12 protein-coding genes are annotated in these 16548 nt (G+C 49.4%); 7 read left to right on the top strand and 5 right to left on the bottom strand.

The genetic code is table 11. The annotated features are described in order from the left end of the window. Positions 1-438: 438 nt before the first annotated feature. Positions 439-2097, bottom strand: a complete 1659-nt coding sequence (locus AC6I8J_RS21890) for a methyl-accepting chemotaxis protein (protein ID WP_161736642.1) — start codon at positions 2095-2097, stop codon at positions 439-441. Between the two features lie 620 nt (positions 2098-2717). Here AC6I8J_RS21890 and AC6I8J_RS21895 point away from each other — a divergent pair. Further along, complete coding sequence (locus tag AC6I8J_RS21895; protein WP_260059729.1) at positions 2718-3047, top strand: hypothetical protein; 330 nt, start codon at positions 2718-2720, stop codon at positions 3045-3047. A gap of 80 nt (positions 3048-3127) precedes the next feature. Here the strand turns inward: AC6I8J_RS21895 and AC6I8J_RS21900 are convergent, their stop codons facing one another. Beyond that, positions 3128-3361: a DNA polymerase V subunit gene (locus AC6I8J_RS21900; protein ID WP_161736644.1), complete on the bottom strand. Its 234-nt coding sequence runs from the start codon at positions 3359-3361 to the stop codon at positions 3128-3130. Between the two features lie 943 nt (positions 3362-4304). On the opposite strand from AC6I8J_RS21900, the gene AC6I8J_RS21905 reads away from it, so the two are divergent. From AC6I8J_RS21905 to AC6I8J_RS21915, 3 genes are all read left to right on the top strand, one after another. Then, positions 4305-5519, top strand: coding sequence for a diguanylate phosphodiesterase (locus AC6I8J_RS21905; RefSeq protein ID WP_222925688.1), 1215 nt, complete (start codon positions 4305-4307; stop codon positions 5517-5519). Between the two features lie 172 nt (positions 5520-5691). Then, positions 5692-5901, top strand: coding sequence for a CsbD family protein (locus AC6I8J_RS21910; protein WP_010256969.1), 210 nt, complete (start codon positions 5692-5694; stop codon positions 5899-5901). Positions 5902-6101: 200 nt separating this feature from the next. Continuing rightward, a complete protein-coding gene (locus AC6I8J_RS21915) occupies positions 6102-6866 on the top strand; it encodes a MerR family transcriptional regulator (protein ID WP_161736646.1) in 765 nt (254 codons plus the stop codon). Positions 6867-6940: 74 nt separating this feature from the next. On the opposite strand, the gene AC6I8J_RS21920 is transcribed toward AC6I8J_RS21915, so the two are convergent. Both AC6I8J_RS21920 and AC6I8J_RS21925 read right to left on the bottom strand, forming a co-directional pair. Next, positions 6941-7429 carry an Hsp20 family protein gene (locus AC6I8J_RS21920; RefSeq protein WP_497825882.1) on the bottom strand — a complete coding sequence of 163 codons (489 nt, stop codon included), beginning with the start codon at positions 7427-7429 and terminating at the stop codon, positions 6941-6943. A gap of 173 nt (positions 7430-7602) precedes the next feature. Then, positions 7603-7842, bottom strand: coding sequence for a transcriptional regulator (locus tag AC6I8J_RS21925; RefSeq protein ID WP_161736648.1), 240 nt, complete (start codon positions 7840-7842; stop codon positions 7603-7605). 371 nt (positions 7843-8213) lie between these two features. Here AC6I8J_RS21925 and AC6I8J_RS21930 point away from each other — a divergent pair, with 371 nt between their 5' ends. The 3 genes from AC6I8J_RS21930 (at position 8214) to AC6I8J_RS21940 (ending at position 12241) form a co-directional block, all read left to right on the top strand. Further along, positions 8214-8438 (top strand): DUF3606 domain-containing protein, encoded by a 225-nt coding sequence (locus tag AC6I8J_RS21930; RefSeq protein ID WP_013356498.1) that lies wholly within the window; start codon positions 8214-8216, stop codon positions 8436-8438. Between the two features lie 512 nt (positions 8439-8950). Next, on the top strand, positions 8951-10735 hold the full coding sequence (locus AC6I8J_RS21935) for a putative bifunctional diguanylate cyclase/phosphodiesterase (RefSeq protein ID WP_161736649.1): 1785 nt from the start codon (positions 8951-8953) through the stop codon (positions 10733-10735). A 318-nt stretch (positions 10736-11053) separates the two neighbouring features. Then, on the top strand, positions 11054-12241 hold the full coding sequence (locus AC6I8J_RS21940) for a diguanylate phosphodiesterase (RefSeq protein WP_222925686.1): 1188 nt from the start codon (positions 11054-11056) through the stop codon (positions 12239-12241). Between the two features lie 1437 nt (positions 12242-13678). Here AC6I8J_RS21940 and AC6I8J_RS21945 read toward each other — a convergent pair. Further along, entirely contained in the window at positions 13679-14752 is a 1074-nt protein-coding gene (locus AC6I8J_RS21945; RefSeq protein ID WP_222925685.1) for a RepB family plasmid replication initiator protein, read from the bottom strand. Positions 14753-16548: the final 1796 nt, after the last annotated feature.

Here is a 16548-nt window from a genome sequence, read left to right on the forward strand (position 1 = left end):
ATAGATTGTGATACGTTACTTTACAGTGAATAAAATGACGATATTTACTGCAACATTCACCTAAGCCAAATCTATAAATAGCTATAAATATCAATAATATAAAATAACAATACACATACCTGCCTTTTTAGTCGTAAGCCTGACTTCAGCATCAACGTTATGAAAATAAAGAAACTCAAGTTAATGTTATTGTCGCCGATAACAGTCATCCGCACTGTATCGAATTAACTTTCATTATCCTATTAACCCTGGCGAGACATTCCCCCCTGAATATCGATATAGTCTCACCTCACTCGAAAGAGTTAATCCCAGCAGGTTATTTTAATAATGAAATCGATTTCATTAAAAGTTTATTTTGCTTAGCACTGTTTCATTTAGCTAATTAAGGATATAAAAAAGCCCCCACAGTATGGAGGCTATCATTTTACTGCTCAGCTATCAGAAACTTTCCCAGTTCGCCTGAGTCAGGTCGATAGTGTGGCGCTCAGGCTGCTTCGCCGGCAATCCCGGACGACGTACACCAGCGGGCTGTTGCGACGACGCCACACGCTGGTTACTCTCCAGCGTAAAGGTCGCCACCAGCCCTGACAGCGTCTCTGCCTGCTCCTGCAGGGATTTAGAGGCGGATGAAGCCTCTTCTACCAGCGAGGCGTTCTGTTGCGTCACCTCATCCATCTGGCCAATCGCCTGATGAACCTGCTCAATGCCCTTGCTCTGCTCAGACGTCGCCGCGGCAATTTCGTTGACCAGATCGGCTACCTGCTGAATCGCCTGACGGACATTTTCACTGTTTGATCCCACGCCGCTGGCCTGCTCTAAACCGTGTTCAACCTGTGAAACCGACGTTGAGATAAGGTCTTTGATTTCACGTGCGGCAGACGAGGAGCGCTGCGCCAGATTACGCACTTCAGACGCAACCACAGCAAAGCCGCGACCATGTTCACCTGCACGTGCTGCTTCGACTGCCGCATTCAGTGCCAGGATATTGGTCTGGAAGGCGATGCCTTCAATCAGCCCGGTGATTTCAGAAATTTTGGCGGAGCTGGCGCGGATTTCATCCATGGTGTTGAGCATCTGCTTCACTGACGTGCCATTCTGGATCGACATGTGATTGGCGTTATTCGCCAGGCTGCTGGCCTGATGCGCGCCTTCTGAGTTCTGACGAACCGTTTCGCTCAGGGTCGCCATGCTGGCTGCTGTCTGCTCAAGAGATGCCGCCTGCTCTTCAGTACGCGCGGAAAGATCTTCGTTACCTGCAGCAATTTGCGTGGATCCGGCACTGACCGACTGTGCGGCGTGACTGACCGAAAGCAGCGTGCCGGAAACGCGTGACAGCAACTGGTTAAACGCCATCGCCGTTTTGCCGATCTCATCTTTACGGCTGACTTCAGCGGTATGGGTCAGGTCAAGCGTATGGCTCACCTGCGTCATGGTGTTGACGATGCCTGACAGGCTCCTTTTAATGCCGAGGATCACCTTAGCGGAGAAACCGGCCAGCAGCAGAACAAGCAGCAGCGAACCGCCAGACATCATCCACAGCGTCTGTGTATAAATGCGCTTGTTCTCAACCCTGAGCTGTTCGCCAATATCAATATTCAGCTGAATCTGGCGGGTAAAATCTGCTTCCATTTTACGGGCTGCAGCACCTACTCCATTATCACTTTGCAGTAACGGAAGCGTAACAGCATCATTCTGAGCGCGTGACGCGGCAAGAAAAGCTGGCAATGCGCTGCGTACATCATCCAGATTTTTATAAGCCTGCTCGGTCATGGCTTTATCTTCATCGTTTGAGATGTCGTTAGCCATATAATAATCATTCAATGACTTAACCTGCTGAAGCAGATTTTCAATACGTTCCTCTGCCGCAGGAAATTTGGTCGCATCGGTAATGCTCTGGTATCGATAGAGAGCGATCCCTAACTGATTGGTGACACTAATCGATTTGTTAAGGTCACGAATGCTGGGTATCGCGTTCATCTGTACATATTCAAAACGGGATTGAAAGCCCGAAATCACTGATAAGGAAATAATCACCAACGCAATCAGTGACATTGCAAGCAGTGAGAAAATCAATACCAGACGCTGCGTAATAGTCATAAACGTCCCCTGGAGAGAAAATAAGTGTGATCCTGGTTTGAACTGGATTATTTTTATCGGCTTTGGTCTGCGGGGCTTTAATCAATCGTGGAGGATATATTTTTTTATTTTTCCTTGCATCTGTAACGGAGTGAACTATCTCCCGACGTTCTCAGTTAATAATCCATTTCATCTTTCCCCTTTAACAACGTATCCCAACGTAAAGTTTTGCCAGCCTGCTTACACAATCCGATGATCAGGATCAGGCTTCAGATGCTGTCCGTTGGAATCTGATGATTAGCCTGCTAATTCAACAGGATCGCTGACGATAATGGTTGTTGAGAGGCACGTTAACACCATGGCAGAGGGCTACAGATCCTGCAACATCAGTGTTGCGAATAGCAGGCGTTACCGGGGACGAAAATTCGAAGTGTGGGCGTGACATCAGATTAACTGATACGTGTAAACATGGCGGGATATACGCTGGGGGTACTACTCTGAGTTTTTAACCATTTGTGTCAGGGCCAGATTAAATCAGGGAATTCACTGGCGGAATGCTGATTCTGGTCTATGCTCACTGGCCCGACCAGGCTTAAGCCTGTCGCGCAGCAATAACGCTTACAATAAAAAAGGTAGTTCTCATGGATTTAGCCACATTTGAAACCAGAACCGGTCTTTGGCCACACATGCAGTTTACGGATGTTGAATATGAAGAGTGCAGTGCTGGCTTTGAAATCTACGCCATTGATGTCAGCCGCCAAACGAAGAGCAAGCTGTTTATCTGTCGCGTCGCAACTGAACAGCAGGCAGCGTCGCTGACGGCACAGTTCAAAGAGTGGCTGCCAAAGTTAAAGCTTAAAAAACGTAAAGTTGCGCTCAACCTGGCACGTATGGCCTGCGACAAGAGCTATCCTGCAAATCCTAACTTCCAGGATCGGCCGGATAGGCGTCGTCATTCGTCCAGGCTCTGAAGCTATTCAGTCAGCATCTGCCAGAGCAGAGTGGCTGAGATGCCTGCACTATCGTGTTATTTTCAGTTCTGCGGCGCGTATTAATCGTGCGCCGCAGGCATCTGAAACAGCCGGCACTCTCCAGGCTCAACAGAGATATCACTGAAGGTCGTGATATGCATCTCTATCCAGGTATTTGCGGCTCGCAGTGTATGAGGTGCGTTGCGCTGTTGCAGCTCCGCCACAAAATCCTGGGTGCTGACGGTAAACTGACCGGCATCATCCTGTCTAATCGCCTCTCTGAATGCATACCAAATCTCATCATCCTGTGACATCACATTGACTCCACAATGGCTTCTGTTTGAAATAATGCTGTATGCATAAACAGTATAATTAATCCGTCAGGCGGTCAAGTTTGCTCTCACATTGGTGCACGATGCCTGAATTATGGCCATTTGTAGCCGTAACCGCAGGCAGATCAGGACTTTAATCCTAATCTTAGTAATCGTTTTCATACCTGATTAAATGATTGATCATACTCATTATTTTACATTGTAAGCATTTTAATTATTTGATATCTAACTAAAAAAATAGTAACCGCAGCGGAAATAACAGCGGTTTTGCCCTATCTTTAAATGGCTCTGCAACGAAATCCACTTCTGTTTCAGAGTGATCTGACTCCTACCCTTGCCCCCTTCGAAAGGGGGCACTTTTTCCGATACCGCCGATGTCGACACGGAGTAAATCTGCAGAACGGTAATGTTTACGCGTACCGGTTAAACCTGCAGAAGACGTCAAGAATGTGACTGGAAAAAGGAGAATTTGTAATCTGGTAATTTAATGGTTGCCCTGATGTTATCAAAAGCCTAAACCAGTTGATTGAATATCAGGACAATTTTCTGACATATCAGAGAAACTGATTTTACCCGCTTAATAATTCCGCCAGTTCAGCATGGTAAGGAGAACATAAAGCGCGCAATAATCAGGCACAAACCGAATGACCGGCGCCTCACCAGGGATGTCGTTGCGTGATAATAATATGCTATGTCCGCTCTTCGCCCCCGCTTTTGCGGGGGCTATTCTTTTATCTCTGCTTATTCGCCGGTTTATTATTGAAACACCATCGGACATGCGTACGCTTAATTCCTGATGTGCTGCCCTGCCCTATGCCCGTTTGATGCCGCAAGCAGAACGATATATTGGCCGCAGTTATGCCCTTAACCCTCAATATTTCTGTGATATGGTTAATCAGTAACTTCCTGCCATATGAGGCTGCTTATGCTCTCCACCCTGATTTACCGTAGCCAGCTTGCGGGTTTGGTCTCGCCAGAGAAGCTCAAAGCGCTGGTGGAGCGCGCCAGTATCAAAAACGCTGAAGCTGAAGTCACCGGGATACTGCTCTATGACGGGCTGCACTTTTTTCAGGTGCTTGAAGGGAGCGTTGAGAACGTCCATACGGTTTTCCAGCGTATCAGCCAGGATGATCGGCATTTTAATCTGATTGAACTGATGCGAGATTACGCCCCTGCGCGTCGCTTTGGTCATGCCGGCATGGCCTTATTTGATTTACGTGACTATCAGAAACATACGGTCGTGGAAGCCCTGCTTAAACGGGTCACCCTGACTGATGAGCGAATCAGACATGACCGGGTAGTGAAGTTCCTGCGTTCTTTTGTCGAGGGTAGGGACAAAGAGACGTTTATCGGGATTGCCCCTGCCAGCGAGTGGACACTGACTACGCCCCTTGCCGTCAGTGCCCAGCCACCTCTGCAGCCTGCACCGGATCAGCGCTGTGAATTCGCGCTTCAGCCTATCGTAGACGTAGCGAATCGCCGGATTGTCTCCTGCGAAGCCCTGATACGCGGTCTTCAGGGCGCATCCCCCGCAGACTACTTTTTACAGCTGCCGGAAGGCGAGCGTTACCAGGCGGATCTCCATTCCAAAACCTACGCGTTTCAGCTGGCCAGACATCTCGGCTTGCGGGAGCAGACCCTTTCCGTCAACCTGCTTCCCATGTCGCTGGTCGTGATCGACGATGCGGTTGACCATCTCATTCAGCAGATCAGGCAACAGGGATTGCGCCCTGAGCAGGTGGTGGTTGAGGTGACTGAAGATGAGGTCATCTCCCGCTTCGATGCCTTTCAGTTTGCTGTACGGCAGCTGAAAGCAGCCGGAATCAGCCTGGCCCTTGATGATTTTGGTGCCGGTTTCGCAGGCCTGTCGCTGCTGGCCGATTTCCAGCCCGACAAAGTTAAGATCGATCGCAAGCTCATTACCGATATTCACCGTAGCGGCCCGCGTCAGGCGATTGTGCTGGCCATCCTTAAATGCTGCCATGCGCTGGAAATCACGGTCATTGCGGAAGGCGTCGAGAAAATGGAAGAGTGGCTCTGGCTGGAAGGTGCCGGGGTCCGCTATTACCAGGGCTTTCTGTTTGCCCGCCCTGCCCTTAATGCCCTGCCTGCCGTGAGCTGGCCTGCACGACGTCCGTAATTTTACCGGCAAAATATTCCCCTGCCTGCGCTTTTGCTCATAGTTTGAAGCGGCTCACACCGCTTCGCTGCAAAAAGCAAAAGCTGTGCCATGCTTAATTCATCTGACAGCCTTCTGGCAAGACAGATATTCATCAGGTCCCTGGATAACAACCGGAATTGGGAGATTCACCATGAACGAAGATCGCATTGGCGGTAACTGGAAGCAGTTCAAAGGTAAGGTCAAGGAAAAATGGGGTGATCTTACGGATGATGATATGACCGTTGTAGAAGGGAAGCGCGATCAGCTGGTCGGTAAAATTCAGGAACGCTACGGCTACGAGAAAGACCGTGCCGAAAAAGAAGTGAAAGAGTGGGAAGATTCCAACAAGTACCACTGGTAAAGCGTTCTTCATCGCCGGGCGTCTCTGCGCCCGGCACCTGCCCATCAGCGCTCTTCTCCGTATGTGCGTTTACTCCACGCCATCTCCGCACCAGTCGCGGGCATAGATTATGGAAATGATTGTTTCTTTATTTATTTCTGGCGTGCATACTGCGGCCATCTTCCCCGATCGGGGGGCGTTACGCTTCACGGATATCAACTATGCCTCAGCACTCTACCGACACCGTATGTGGTCTCGTCGGTGTTCTTCCTGAAACTCTGCGTCGCTGGCGCCGTGCCGGGCTGCTCACACCGCCTGGCCCTGCTGGCTACTCAGATCAGCAGCTTACGCGCGCCCTCTGCGTTCGTGAAATGACATCAGGAGGCCATACGCTGTTTGATATCCATGCTGCCCTTAACTGTCCCAACGTCACGCTGCCTGGCGGCTGGGCCTGCCGGGAAGAGGATATGTTGCAACTGCTGGCGAACAATCCGGACGCAGATGTTGAACGTGAACTACAGATGATGAATACCGACTACTGTGGCGATGATTATGTTAACCGCTATCTGCGGCCGCTCAACCTCTGGCTGCGTTCTGACCTCAGTAAAGGAGCAGCCCAGCGTCAGCAGCGCTTTCATACTGCCGTAATCCGCCAGTGGGAGAGCCTGTCGCTGGCCGCACGGCGACGCAACACCATACCGCTGTTTCTTGAAGCGGTCAGCGTGACGGATGAAACCGAGATCTGGATGGAAGCGATACGGCTCAACGGACAGGGCTTTCGGGTTGAAGTCGCCGCGGCCACACGCGGTGTTCCCGCCGTGGCGCATCGCCGTTTTGAGCATCATCTGATGTGGTGTGGCGATGGTATCAGTGTATCGATGAAGGCGGCATTTCACTCCCGTCTTGAGGCGGGTGCGCCCATTATGCTGACCGGAACAAATACTGGCGTGCACTCATCCGTTTGCCCGATGTCTGCCAGCGCCTGACGCGGTTGATCTTCTGCCCTGCCGGCAGTTAAAAAAAGGCGGAAACAGCCTGAGCCGCTTCCGCCCTGTTCACATTACTGATGTTCCAGCGTTCGTGCTCCGCCGATTGCAATCGGGATGCGGCGCGGTTTCTCGCTCTCCGGTATCTCCTGGATCAAATCAATGCTGAGTAAACCGTCCGCCAGACTGGCGCCGGTCACCTTCATGTGCTCCGGAATAGTAAAGCTCATCTGGAAATCATGCCGGGAAATGCCGCGATGGATCCAGCTGCTGTTCTCCTGCCGGGTCTCGCCAGACGATTCCTCTGATGCATCATTCCGGTGACCTGCTACGGAAAGCCGTCCGCCACGCAGTTCTATTTCCAGCTCATGCTCTTTCCAGCCGGGTACGCTGACGGTCAGCGCGTAACGGTTATCCTCAACCCGCTGCAGATCATAAGCGGGAACTGACGTCACCGGATTGTCGCCAGTCAGCTGGCTGAACAATTTATCGATACGGCTAAAACGGTCTGAAAAGACAGAATCAGCCAGCGAAGGGAAAACAGAAAACTGTTGCACTGACATGGTGATAATCTCCTGAACAGGTTCATCCAAAAGTTCATCTGACCGGTATCATATTTCCGATCACCGTTAAAATAGGGATCGGTTGTCAGCTTTCAAGTGGCTAAATAGAATTTTTTTACGTGACGGTACGGCCTGTTATCACAGAAACAAATTTAAGGATATTAACTGAGCCGTTACTTTTTGCTCTGAGGCGCAAGAACAAAATGGGGATGACAACCCGCCAGTAACAACAGTAGTTCATATTCGCCCTGGCTAAGTAGCGTCGGATTACCTGCAGCTTCTTTGGTTTGCCAGACTCTCAGGCTCAGGTCAAAACGCTCAGCGGCGCTCTGCTGTGAGAGGCCAGCGGCAAGACGAAGTTCACGCACATTACTCTGGACAACCACAGGCGGCTTGGGGGGACGATTAACCAAACAAAGACTCCTTAAACATGATAAAAACCGCTAAAGCACAGCGCTTCGCCAGCAATTAAAGCGAAGCGACCCGAAAGCGCTCAGAGCGAAAAGACCAGAGAATAATTGACTATTTTGCTTAAATGTCAAATTTCAGAATCAACAATTAAGCGAAATTTTTCTGTAAGCGAAACGGCATATTTCGTCCTGACAGCGCTTTTCCTATTTCCTTAGAATGCTTTATTTCTTCCGCCAGGAATTATCCTGTTATTTGACTTAAGGACCATTCAGGGATTAATCCGCTACCTCAATGCCCCTTTCTTCATCAGGATGGATGTTTAGCCTGAGGTCCCTGTTCAGGCTGCATCATTGAAACCAGAGGAGGATAATGAATGAAAAATCCCATCCAGCGTCGCTCACCCGACGATCTGTCGCATGTGGAAATTCGTGAACAGTGGCAAATCACCTACTGGACTCAGGAGCTGAGGACAACCCAGGAAAGACTGACACGCGCGATCCGTGAAAGCGGCGCACGAACCGAACAGGTTCGTGACTGGCTGGAACAGAACCCACCCCCACGTCGCCCGGCTCAATCTCTGAATGGCATCAAACGTTAAGCTGATTGCTGTCAGAAACGCTGTGTTAACGCCGGCATTACGGTGGATTGGCCTGCATCAGCCGGGAGCACGCTGACAGGTCACCTCTGCCGGTCTGGGTTCCTTCCCGGCTTTTACGTTGTGTTTGAAGAGGTTATCCCGCAGAGTAGCCTGTGCATAACGATCCTGCCTCCGTCATCTGGGCTGTTTCCCATGAAAACCGACTTAGAAATAATATTAACCATCCTGAATGCTTGTTGATTTTCTGCCCGTAAATGAAGCTTAAACGTGCTGAAGTGGCTGGCTGAAAATATAAAAGGTAAATAATCAGACACCGCTTCGATTAAATTTTCGAATCGTTAATATTCCCTTTATGCGTTAAAGAAAATATTAAGAGACACCCGCCGCATACTCCCTTATTATCAGGCTGACAATAAAAAATACGCTATATTTCCTGCCGCCCGAATCAGATTTCGCTCCGGACAGTTTTCTTTTTTCGCTCCGTAATCAGCCGGTGCGGAGGTTACACACACATGCTCAAGAATCTAGACGGCGACAATGAGCGCCGAAGTCGTGCTTTGCAGGCACTGCGCAACCCTGACGAAAGTCGCGATGACGTTCTGCGAAAATTTGTCCGGTTAGCCAGTCAGGCCCTGGGTATCCCGGGAAGCTTTATCTCGGTGCTGGATGACGAATTCCAGACCGTACGCGCGTCACATAACTTTGATCTGCAACGCTCGACGCGTGGGGATTCACTCTGCCGTCATGTGGTAGACAGCGACAGCGCAGTGATCGTGCCGGATACCTATCACGATGCGCGCTTTGTCACGCATCCGCTGATCACTGGCTCACCTTTTATTCGTTTTTATGCCGGTGTGCCCCTGAAAACCCGCGACGGCATTATTCTGGGCACGCTCTGTGTTACCGACACCGAGCCGCATGCATTTGCCGTTGAGCAGGTGACAACATTAACGCTGCTCTCCACACTGGTCATGTCCTTTCTTGAAGCCTGGCATTCGGCTGGTTTTTGCGATCCGGTGACCGGATTGCCTAATCGCCAGCGCCTGATACGTGATTTGCAATATCTGGCCGTAGCCGGCGACACCACGCCACGCCGTCTGGTGCTGATTGATTGCATCGACATGTCACGTGCTTATGAACTGGCCCGCACCATGGGAATGAATCCGGTTGAAAGCCTGCTGAAGGATATGGCTACCCTGCTGCCGCTGCGCCTGCGTCCGGCGGTAGGTGAAATGATCTACACTGTGGCCACAGGGCGGTTTGCCATCTTGACTCGTGCCGATAGCCGGCTAAGTGCAGCCTGGGTCGCCGATCGCCTGGAGGGTATCAGTGCAGACATGGATGAGGGGCTGTCAGTTGCACTGACGCCTCATACCGGTGAGGCCGGCTTTGTTGCCGGCAGCATGTCAGCGTCGGAAGTGTTGCGCCGCGCGGTGAGCGCGCTGAATGAAGCGGTCGGGCGCGGGCTGCCTTCTCAGCGTTTTGATATTGAGGCGGAGACACAGCGCTCAGAAGATTTCCTGCTGATGACCGATCTGAAAACAGCTCTGCGCGATAACATCGGGCTCTATATGGTCTATCAGCCTAAGATTTGCCTGCAGAGTGGTAAACCGGTGGGCCTGGAAGCGCTCATCCGCTGGCGACATCCCAGCAGAGGGGAACTTTCACCGGCTGCCTTTATTCCGCTGGCCGAGCAGACCGATCTGCTCTCGGTGCTGACCGCCTGGATTATCGACCAGGCCGTTGAACGTCTCAGACGACTGCGTAATAACTGTATTCAATTGCCATTAACCATAAACGTCAGCGTGCGCGATTTTGCATGCGAGGGATTTGCTTCCGCGCTGGAAAGCAAAATGCTGAAGTCTAAGCTTCCGACCTCGCTGCTGGGCATCGAATGTCTGGAGACAGAGCGCATCCTTGAAAGCCCCACCGCTCTTCGCGGACTGGAGATGCTCAGAGAACGGGGATTCACGATTTCACTCGATGATTTTGGCACAGGCTACAGCAATATCAGCTATCTGCGTCGTATGCCGCTGGATGTTATCAAGCTGGATCGCTCTCTGATCAGTGAGCTCTCTTCAGATACGGCTTCACGCATTATTGCCCGTAGCATCATCGCCATGCTCAAAGAGCTGGACTATACGGTGGTGGCAGAGGGCGTTGAGTGTCCTGACGCCGTGACATCCCTGACAGAATATGGCTGCGATCAGGCCCAGGGCTATTTCTATTCGAAGCCATTAAACGAAGAAGCGCTGGATCACTGGCTTCACTGGAAACTGCGTGGTGAGTGCCATTAAACCTGCGCGCTAAAAAATCATCGATGCCTGTGTTGAACATTACGCTTATGTCACTGCTGAGCCGATGATTACGTTTCCGCGAGAACCACAAGGCCGCCCCGATGGCTGCCTTATTTATGATGCAATGACATGATTTCATCGGCACAGATCCAGCAGCGTCATTACGGTTACGTTAACTGAATGCAGATCTGCCGATTTGCCGTTTCGCTTAGTGCCACCTGCTCTGTTGCAGTCCGTGCGACAGCAATCAAGTATAGATGAAACATTTTTTGATCAGTGTTAGCGTGTCCGCAACAATTACGTAAAACGGAGCTGCACATGCTAACTACCATAATCTATCGCAGCCATATTTCAGATGACTTTCCGGTCAGAACCCTTCCGGAGATGGTCGATAACGCCAGCAAAATCAACAGCACGCACGATGTAACCGGTATCCTGTTATTCAACGGCACCCATTTCTTCCAGTTACTCGAAGGTCCTGAAGCGGGCATTCAGGCAGTTTATCAGCGAATCTGTGCCGATCGGCGGCATCATAATGTCGTCGAACTGATGCGTGACTATGCGCCTTCCCGACGTTTTGGTAATGCGGGCATGTCGCTGTTTGACCTGCGCGAACACGATCGCTCATCACTGCTACAGGCGGTGCTGGACAAAGGTACGTCTAAATATCGCCTGACCTATGATGATCGGGCACTGCAATTCCTGCGTACTTTTGTAGAGTCACGTGAGAAAGAAAACTACTACGAGGTTCTTCCGCCAGGTTACTGGGAGTTTATTTCAGAGCACACTCATGTGCCGGACTCCCGCCCGGAGACAGAAGGCGTAAGCTTCCGTCCGGTGGTCGATCCGCTGGCGCGTCAGGTGACCGCCATTGAAGCTGTTACCCTTCGTCCGGCGCTTACCGATGAAATTTCCGGCGACAGGCTTTATGTTGACGACCTGGAAACCGTGAAGAAAACCTTTTCCCAGGCTGGTCTGGTTTGTCCCGATGGTATGACGCTCTACGTGAGTCTGCTGCCAATGACGCTGGTTGTCATACCCGACGCCGTCGAGCACATTGTGGCAGCAATTCAGCAGGCGGGGCTGGTACCGGAGCAGGTCGTTATTGGTGTGAGTGAAACCGGCGTGATTTCACAACTGGACGCGTTCTCTGAAGCCGTACGCGCACTGAAAGCGTTCGGGATCAGCCTGTCTATCGACAATTTTGGAGACGGCTCCGCAGGATTATCATTGCTGACTCATATTCAGCCCGACCGTATCCGTATTGATGCCGGTATTACCCGCGACGTTCATCGCAGTGGGCCAAAGCAGGCGGTTGTGCAGGCGATCATCAAGTGCTGCTCAGCGCTGGAGATCACCGTCATCGCGGCAGGGATCGTACAGGCAGAAGAGTGGATGTGGCTGGAAGCAGCAGGTGTAATCAATTTCCAGGGTACGCTGTTCGCCGCTGCGGGCCGATATGAGGCGCAAGCTGTCGCCTGGCCGGAATATCGCGAGGCCATGTAACGTACGCAGTCCTAATAATCCTAAAGCGGTGCGCCAGCGAGCGGCCGCTTTCTTCATTTATGGCCCTGCCAGCCCTCAGGAACAGGTGTCATTGACAGCCATGCCCTGCGTCCCCGTATTTATCCACGCATTCAGCACTTCTTTTGCAATCATTCTGAACGCCATACTGACACTTTTGAATGAGCTGATGACGCGTATCCGGCATGCATTCCCAGATAACCACTATAGCGAGTAACTCTGACAGGTTAACCACTATAGGAAGTAAATCGGAGACCGAACTGCGCTATCCGGCCAGGGAATGTGACAAATATCCACTATAGCGAGTAAACGTGCGCCAGAAGCGTTACTGTTAACCACTGTAGCCAGTAAGTTGCGCAATAATCATCCGAATCATAACGATAACTAACTCGCGCAGAGAATAAGCGCAAAGATAACCACTGTAGCGAGTGCCTGCTCACCTCTTTCCTAAGAGGATAACCACTATATCGAGTAAGTCATTCAGAAAGAGGAGCCTGAAAATATCCGTGCTTAGCAGGGCACCTCGCACGATTCACCTGCGGGGTAACCACTATAGCGAGTAAAAAGGTCGTGTGAAGATGTGCATGTAGCAGGAACAGAATCATAGCCCTGCCCTGCTCTATGCTGTTATTCAGTAAAATAACTTTGTTTTGTTAGCGAAACCATTCTGCTCATCCTGTAACGCAACCACTGTAGCGAGTGCCTGCCTGATCTCTCCTGTCGCGCTGGTTTTTTATCCTCATGATACGGTGAGAGACATATAATGATAGTAAGCACTCACTTTAAATTACTGAATATTAGTAACAAACAGTATAAAACGATACCGCTAACCACTATAGCGAGTGATCTCCTCCCTTCTATCCCAAAAAATAACCACTGTAGCGAGAATGTTGTAACAGCCAGGTCTGTCATCTGATCATTATCTGAACGTATTAGCCAATAAATCATCAGAAAACCACTATAGCGTGTAAATCTTATGGGCAGAATGAGGTAAACAAAGATGAGATGGTCATTTCAGAATGGCCATAACCACTGTAGCGAGTAAGGCCGAAGAGCTGAATATCGCCAGCGAAACACGACATATGGCGTCGGGAGGTAAATCCGCATGCTGTTAACCAGACCAGACTAACCACTATAGCGAGTGCTGACACGCTAAAGCGTTAACGCAACGTTTGCAGAGATACCGCGGGACGAACTGGCTAACTACTGCAGGAAGTCGATCTTTTGCGAAGCTTAATGCACCCTCCTGATCAGAGAGGCGCAATGGAAAACCAGAGCAAATAGCAGGATGTTTTTCAGGCAGGCGATTCAGGATGTAGATGCTCCGTCGGGAAAAGATTAACCACTATAGCGAGTAATCTTACTCGCTATAGTGGTTAGCAGGATCCATCAGCCATGAGCGGTGTGGTGAACAGGTAACTAACGGTTTTTCTGTTTCCTGATTTTATTAAGTAACTCTTTTTCCTCACGCGATACCATGACAAGCTCACTGCTATCATCCTCACTCACCGGTTCGGGCAGATTGACATCAATCATAGTGGAGTCGCTGTCCAGATCGTCAAACTCGTCCATCTCATCATCGATTAAGCCTGCCTTACTGAGCGGCAGTTCGGCAGGGCGCAGCTTGGGATGACGATAATGGACCCAGAAGTACACAGAAGAGCCGCGGCGGGTCTCGGTATAGTCGAGATAACCAATCTCTTTTAGCTGCTCCATCGCCTTTCTGACCGTCGCATTCTGGGTGATCACGCGCGACGTAAGGTTGAGCCGTGCACGCAGGCGCGCCATAGATATTGGCGCAGGTTTGGGCGGAAGGCTTTCAATAAACGTATAAAGTGCCTGAGCGGACTCTTTGCGTGCCAGCTCATTAATAGCCTTAAGCTGCAGCAGAACCTTTCTGTCGAACTGATAAAGCTCAAAGATCTTAGGATCGGCCTGTAAGGTCACCGTGTCCTTTTTAACGCTGTATTTGGCGGACTGCACCAGATGCGTTGTGTAGTTCTCTCCGCCCTTGCTGGTAAAAGTCAGGGTGTTAGACGCAATCCGCGTCAGCGAAGCGTCCAGACGGCTCCTGAGCTTCGATGAGAGGCGCGCAGAAGGTATGCCGCAGAGTTTTGCAAATTCTACGAACGAGAGCGTTACCGTGTCTCCCAGACACTCATGCGTGGCGAATGCGCGAATGATCCCAACCCAGGTCTTAAAATCATTATCCATATCCAGTCGGGCACCCAGAATCTTGATGTTGTCATACCCTTCCGATCTGACCAGGGATAACTGTTTCAGATCCTGAGTCACATCCATCGCATTCATCTGGTTTTTCTGACTGCGCGCTGTGGATTTCAGCGTTGGAACAAACAAGCCGAGTCGCATTAACGCGACCGGCTGCACGGTGTTATTACTGTTGGGCGTCAGAGTAACAACTTCGCCTGTACGCTTGTCTGTTTCGCTAAACGCATCAGCTATGTTCAGGATATCTGGTTCTTTTCTTGGCATTAGGAAGATCCGTGATGTGAACAGGCGAGAGCCGCTGTTACTCAATACAGTGGATACTAGCACTCACTATAGCGGTTAATCTACTTGCCATAGTGGTTATTTATCTCGATACAGTGGTTGTTTTACTCGCTATAGTGGTTAGCCATCCTTCTTTATCGCAGTGATACCAAGGGCTAAGGCGGCATGGGGATCTTTCAGGACCTTTAAAGGGATCTAATGTGGATCTGTTATGGGATCTATTCAGTGGAAAACTTGCCCAAAAAAACCAGCAGGTCCGTCAGTTAACACCTTAGCCTTCTCAGATAACGTACTGTTTTATTACCCAGGATAAGAAAAATGACAGCGACCAGGCTTATACACATCATAAAGCACGCTCTACTCGCTACAGTGGTTATTGCGTACTCGCCAGCGCGGTTGGTTTACTCGCTATAGTGGTTATTGTGCTCTCTCCAGTGGTTATTCTTCTCGCTACAGTGGTTACCAACACCCTTTCAGACCTTGTGCTACGTGGCTTCAGAGCCTGCAGGGATCTGTTAAGGATCTCAATTTGATCTATTGAGGATCGACCAATTGGATCTGGCCTGTGAATAACGGGGATAAAACTTACATGATTCAGAAATCATCGAGGCTGACATCAGACAGATTTTCAGTTGCGGATATGAAATGGAGAATCGCTATAAGCAGGTTATTACCTGTTAACGCAATCGGTTACTGGCAAGACAAAACAAAACATGAAACCAGACATCCGCTGATAACCTTGTAGGTGTAAAGGTTTTTAGCCCTGAGGTAATAATTTGGCGCTATTCAGATAATAATCCGGGAGGGGAGCGCAATTTTCACCATGAATTAAATTACTTATGTATCTGATAGTAAAGATATTTTTTTAAATTTTCACTGTGAAAACACCAGCAGTATAACGCCAGATTCAGCTTTTCTGAGGCTTAAACATCGTTTTATTATGTCCGATGAGCTCTCTCCTTACTGCATTAAAGTAGCCATAAATTAGTTTGAAATAAGGTACTCTTTTACCCGGCATAATCAACACGGCTCATAAAGGAACTCGTTATGCATAATCACATTATTATCTGAAAGCAAGTAATCCTTGATAAGGAGGGGGAAAGAAAGTGGATGGGCCTACTGGTGCGCAAATGATTTAAAAGATTAAATTATGCAGATTTCTTTTTGCTGCTTATGCGAGGTTTTATTGCTTATTATTATCTCGCGTGACGCTCTCAATCCCCTGCTCCGTTCAAAGGTATCAATATGTCATGGTAGTAATTCATAACGCGACTAAACCGATTGATTGAAAGACCGCTTTTTTATGAGAAAAATAATTAGTCAGAAATAACAAAAGAATCTCTATCAGATGTAATGAAAAATGCTGCTGAACCAGGCTGGAAAACACTCATGCAGACTCTAAACAAATCGTAATCGAGTAATGTAAAGGTATGAACTACTGGCAGGGCTAACAAGGGTTTACTGACAGTATGGCTACTTATCAATTTCATCAACGTTTAATTCACTATGGTTGATCAGAACCCATGCTCTGGTAATGTCTGATGAAACAAATTTACAAATAATAGTAAGCTTGATAAAAACCCGTTTTCAATACGCATTTTCACCAAGCTTATATTCATTTAAGTTTATGATTTTAATAGAGATATCTGATATTTTCATGATGAAAACACCATGTGGAGCGTCTGTAATATGGGTCAGCGTTGCTGGCCGATCATTTCTGCCTTACCAAAAAACAGATATCGAGTGCTGACATCCGCCATCCATTATCAAACTTAACT

This window comes from Pantoea sp. X-Soil-ISGK-355 (assembly GCF_059730805.1).

Bases quoted from the DNA above. Each gene is read 5' to 3' on its own strand.
- AC6I8J_RS21945 (WP_222925685.1), bottom strand. From the start codon at position 14,752: ATGCCAAGAAAAGAACCAGATATCCTGAACATAGCTGATGCGTTTAGC.
- AC6I8J_RS21900 (WP_161736644.1), bottom strand. From the start codon at position 3,361: ATGTCACAGGATGATGAGATTTGGTATGCATTCAGAGAGGCGATTAGA.
- AC6I8J_RS21890 (WP_161736642.1), bottom strand. From the start codon at position 2,097: ATGACTATTACGCAGCGTCTGGTATTGATTTTCTCACTGCTTGCAATG.
- AC6I8J_RS21895 (WP_260059729.1), top strand. From the start codon at position 2,718: ATGGATTTAGCCACATTTGAAACCAGAACCGGTCTTTGGCCACACATG.
- AC6I8J_RS21930 (WP_013356498.1), top strand. From the start codon at position 8,214: ATGAAAAATCCCATCCAGCGTCGCTCACCCGACGATCTGTCGCATGTG.
- AC6I8J_RS21915 (WP_161736646.1), top strand. From the start codon at position 6,102: ATGCCTCAGCACTCTACCGACACCGTATGTGGTCTCGTCGGTGTTCTT.
- AC6I8J_RS21920 (WP_497825882.1), bottom strand. From the start codon at position 7,429: ATGTCAGTGCAACAGTTTTCTGTTTTCCCTTCGCTGGCTGATTCTGTC.
- AC6I8J_RS21940 (WP_222925686.1), top strand. From the start codon at position 11,054: ATGCTAACTACCATAATCTATCGCAGCCATATTTCAGATGACTTTCCG.
- AC6I8J_RS21935 (WP_161736649.1), top strand. From the start codon at position 8,951: ATGCTCAAGAATCTAGACGGCGACAATGAGCGCCGAAGTCGTGCTTTG.
- AC6I8J_RS21905 (WP_222925688.1), top strand. From the start codon at position 4,305: ATGCTCTCCACCCTGATTTACCGTAGCCAGCTTGCGGGTTTGGTCTCG.
- AC6I8J_RS21910 (WP_010256969.1), top strand. From the start codon at position 5,692: ATGAACGAAGATCGCATTGGCGGTAACTGGAAGCAGTTCAAAGGTAAG.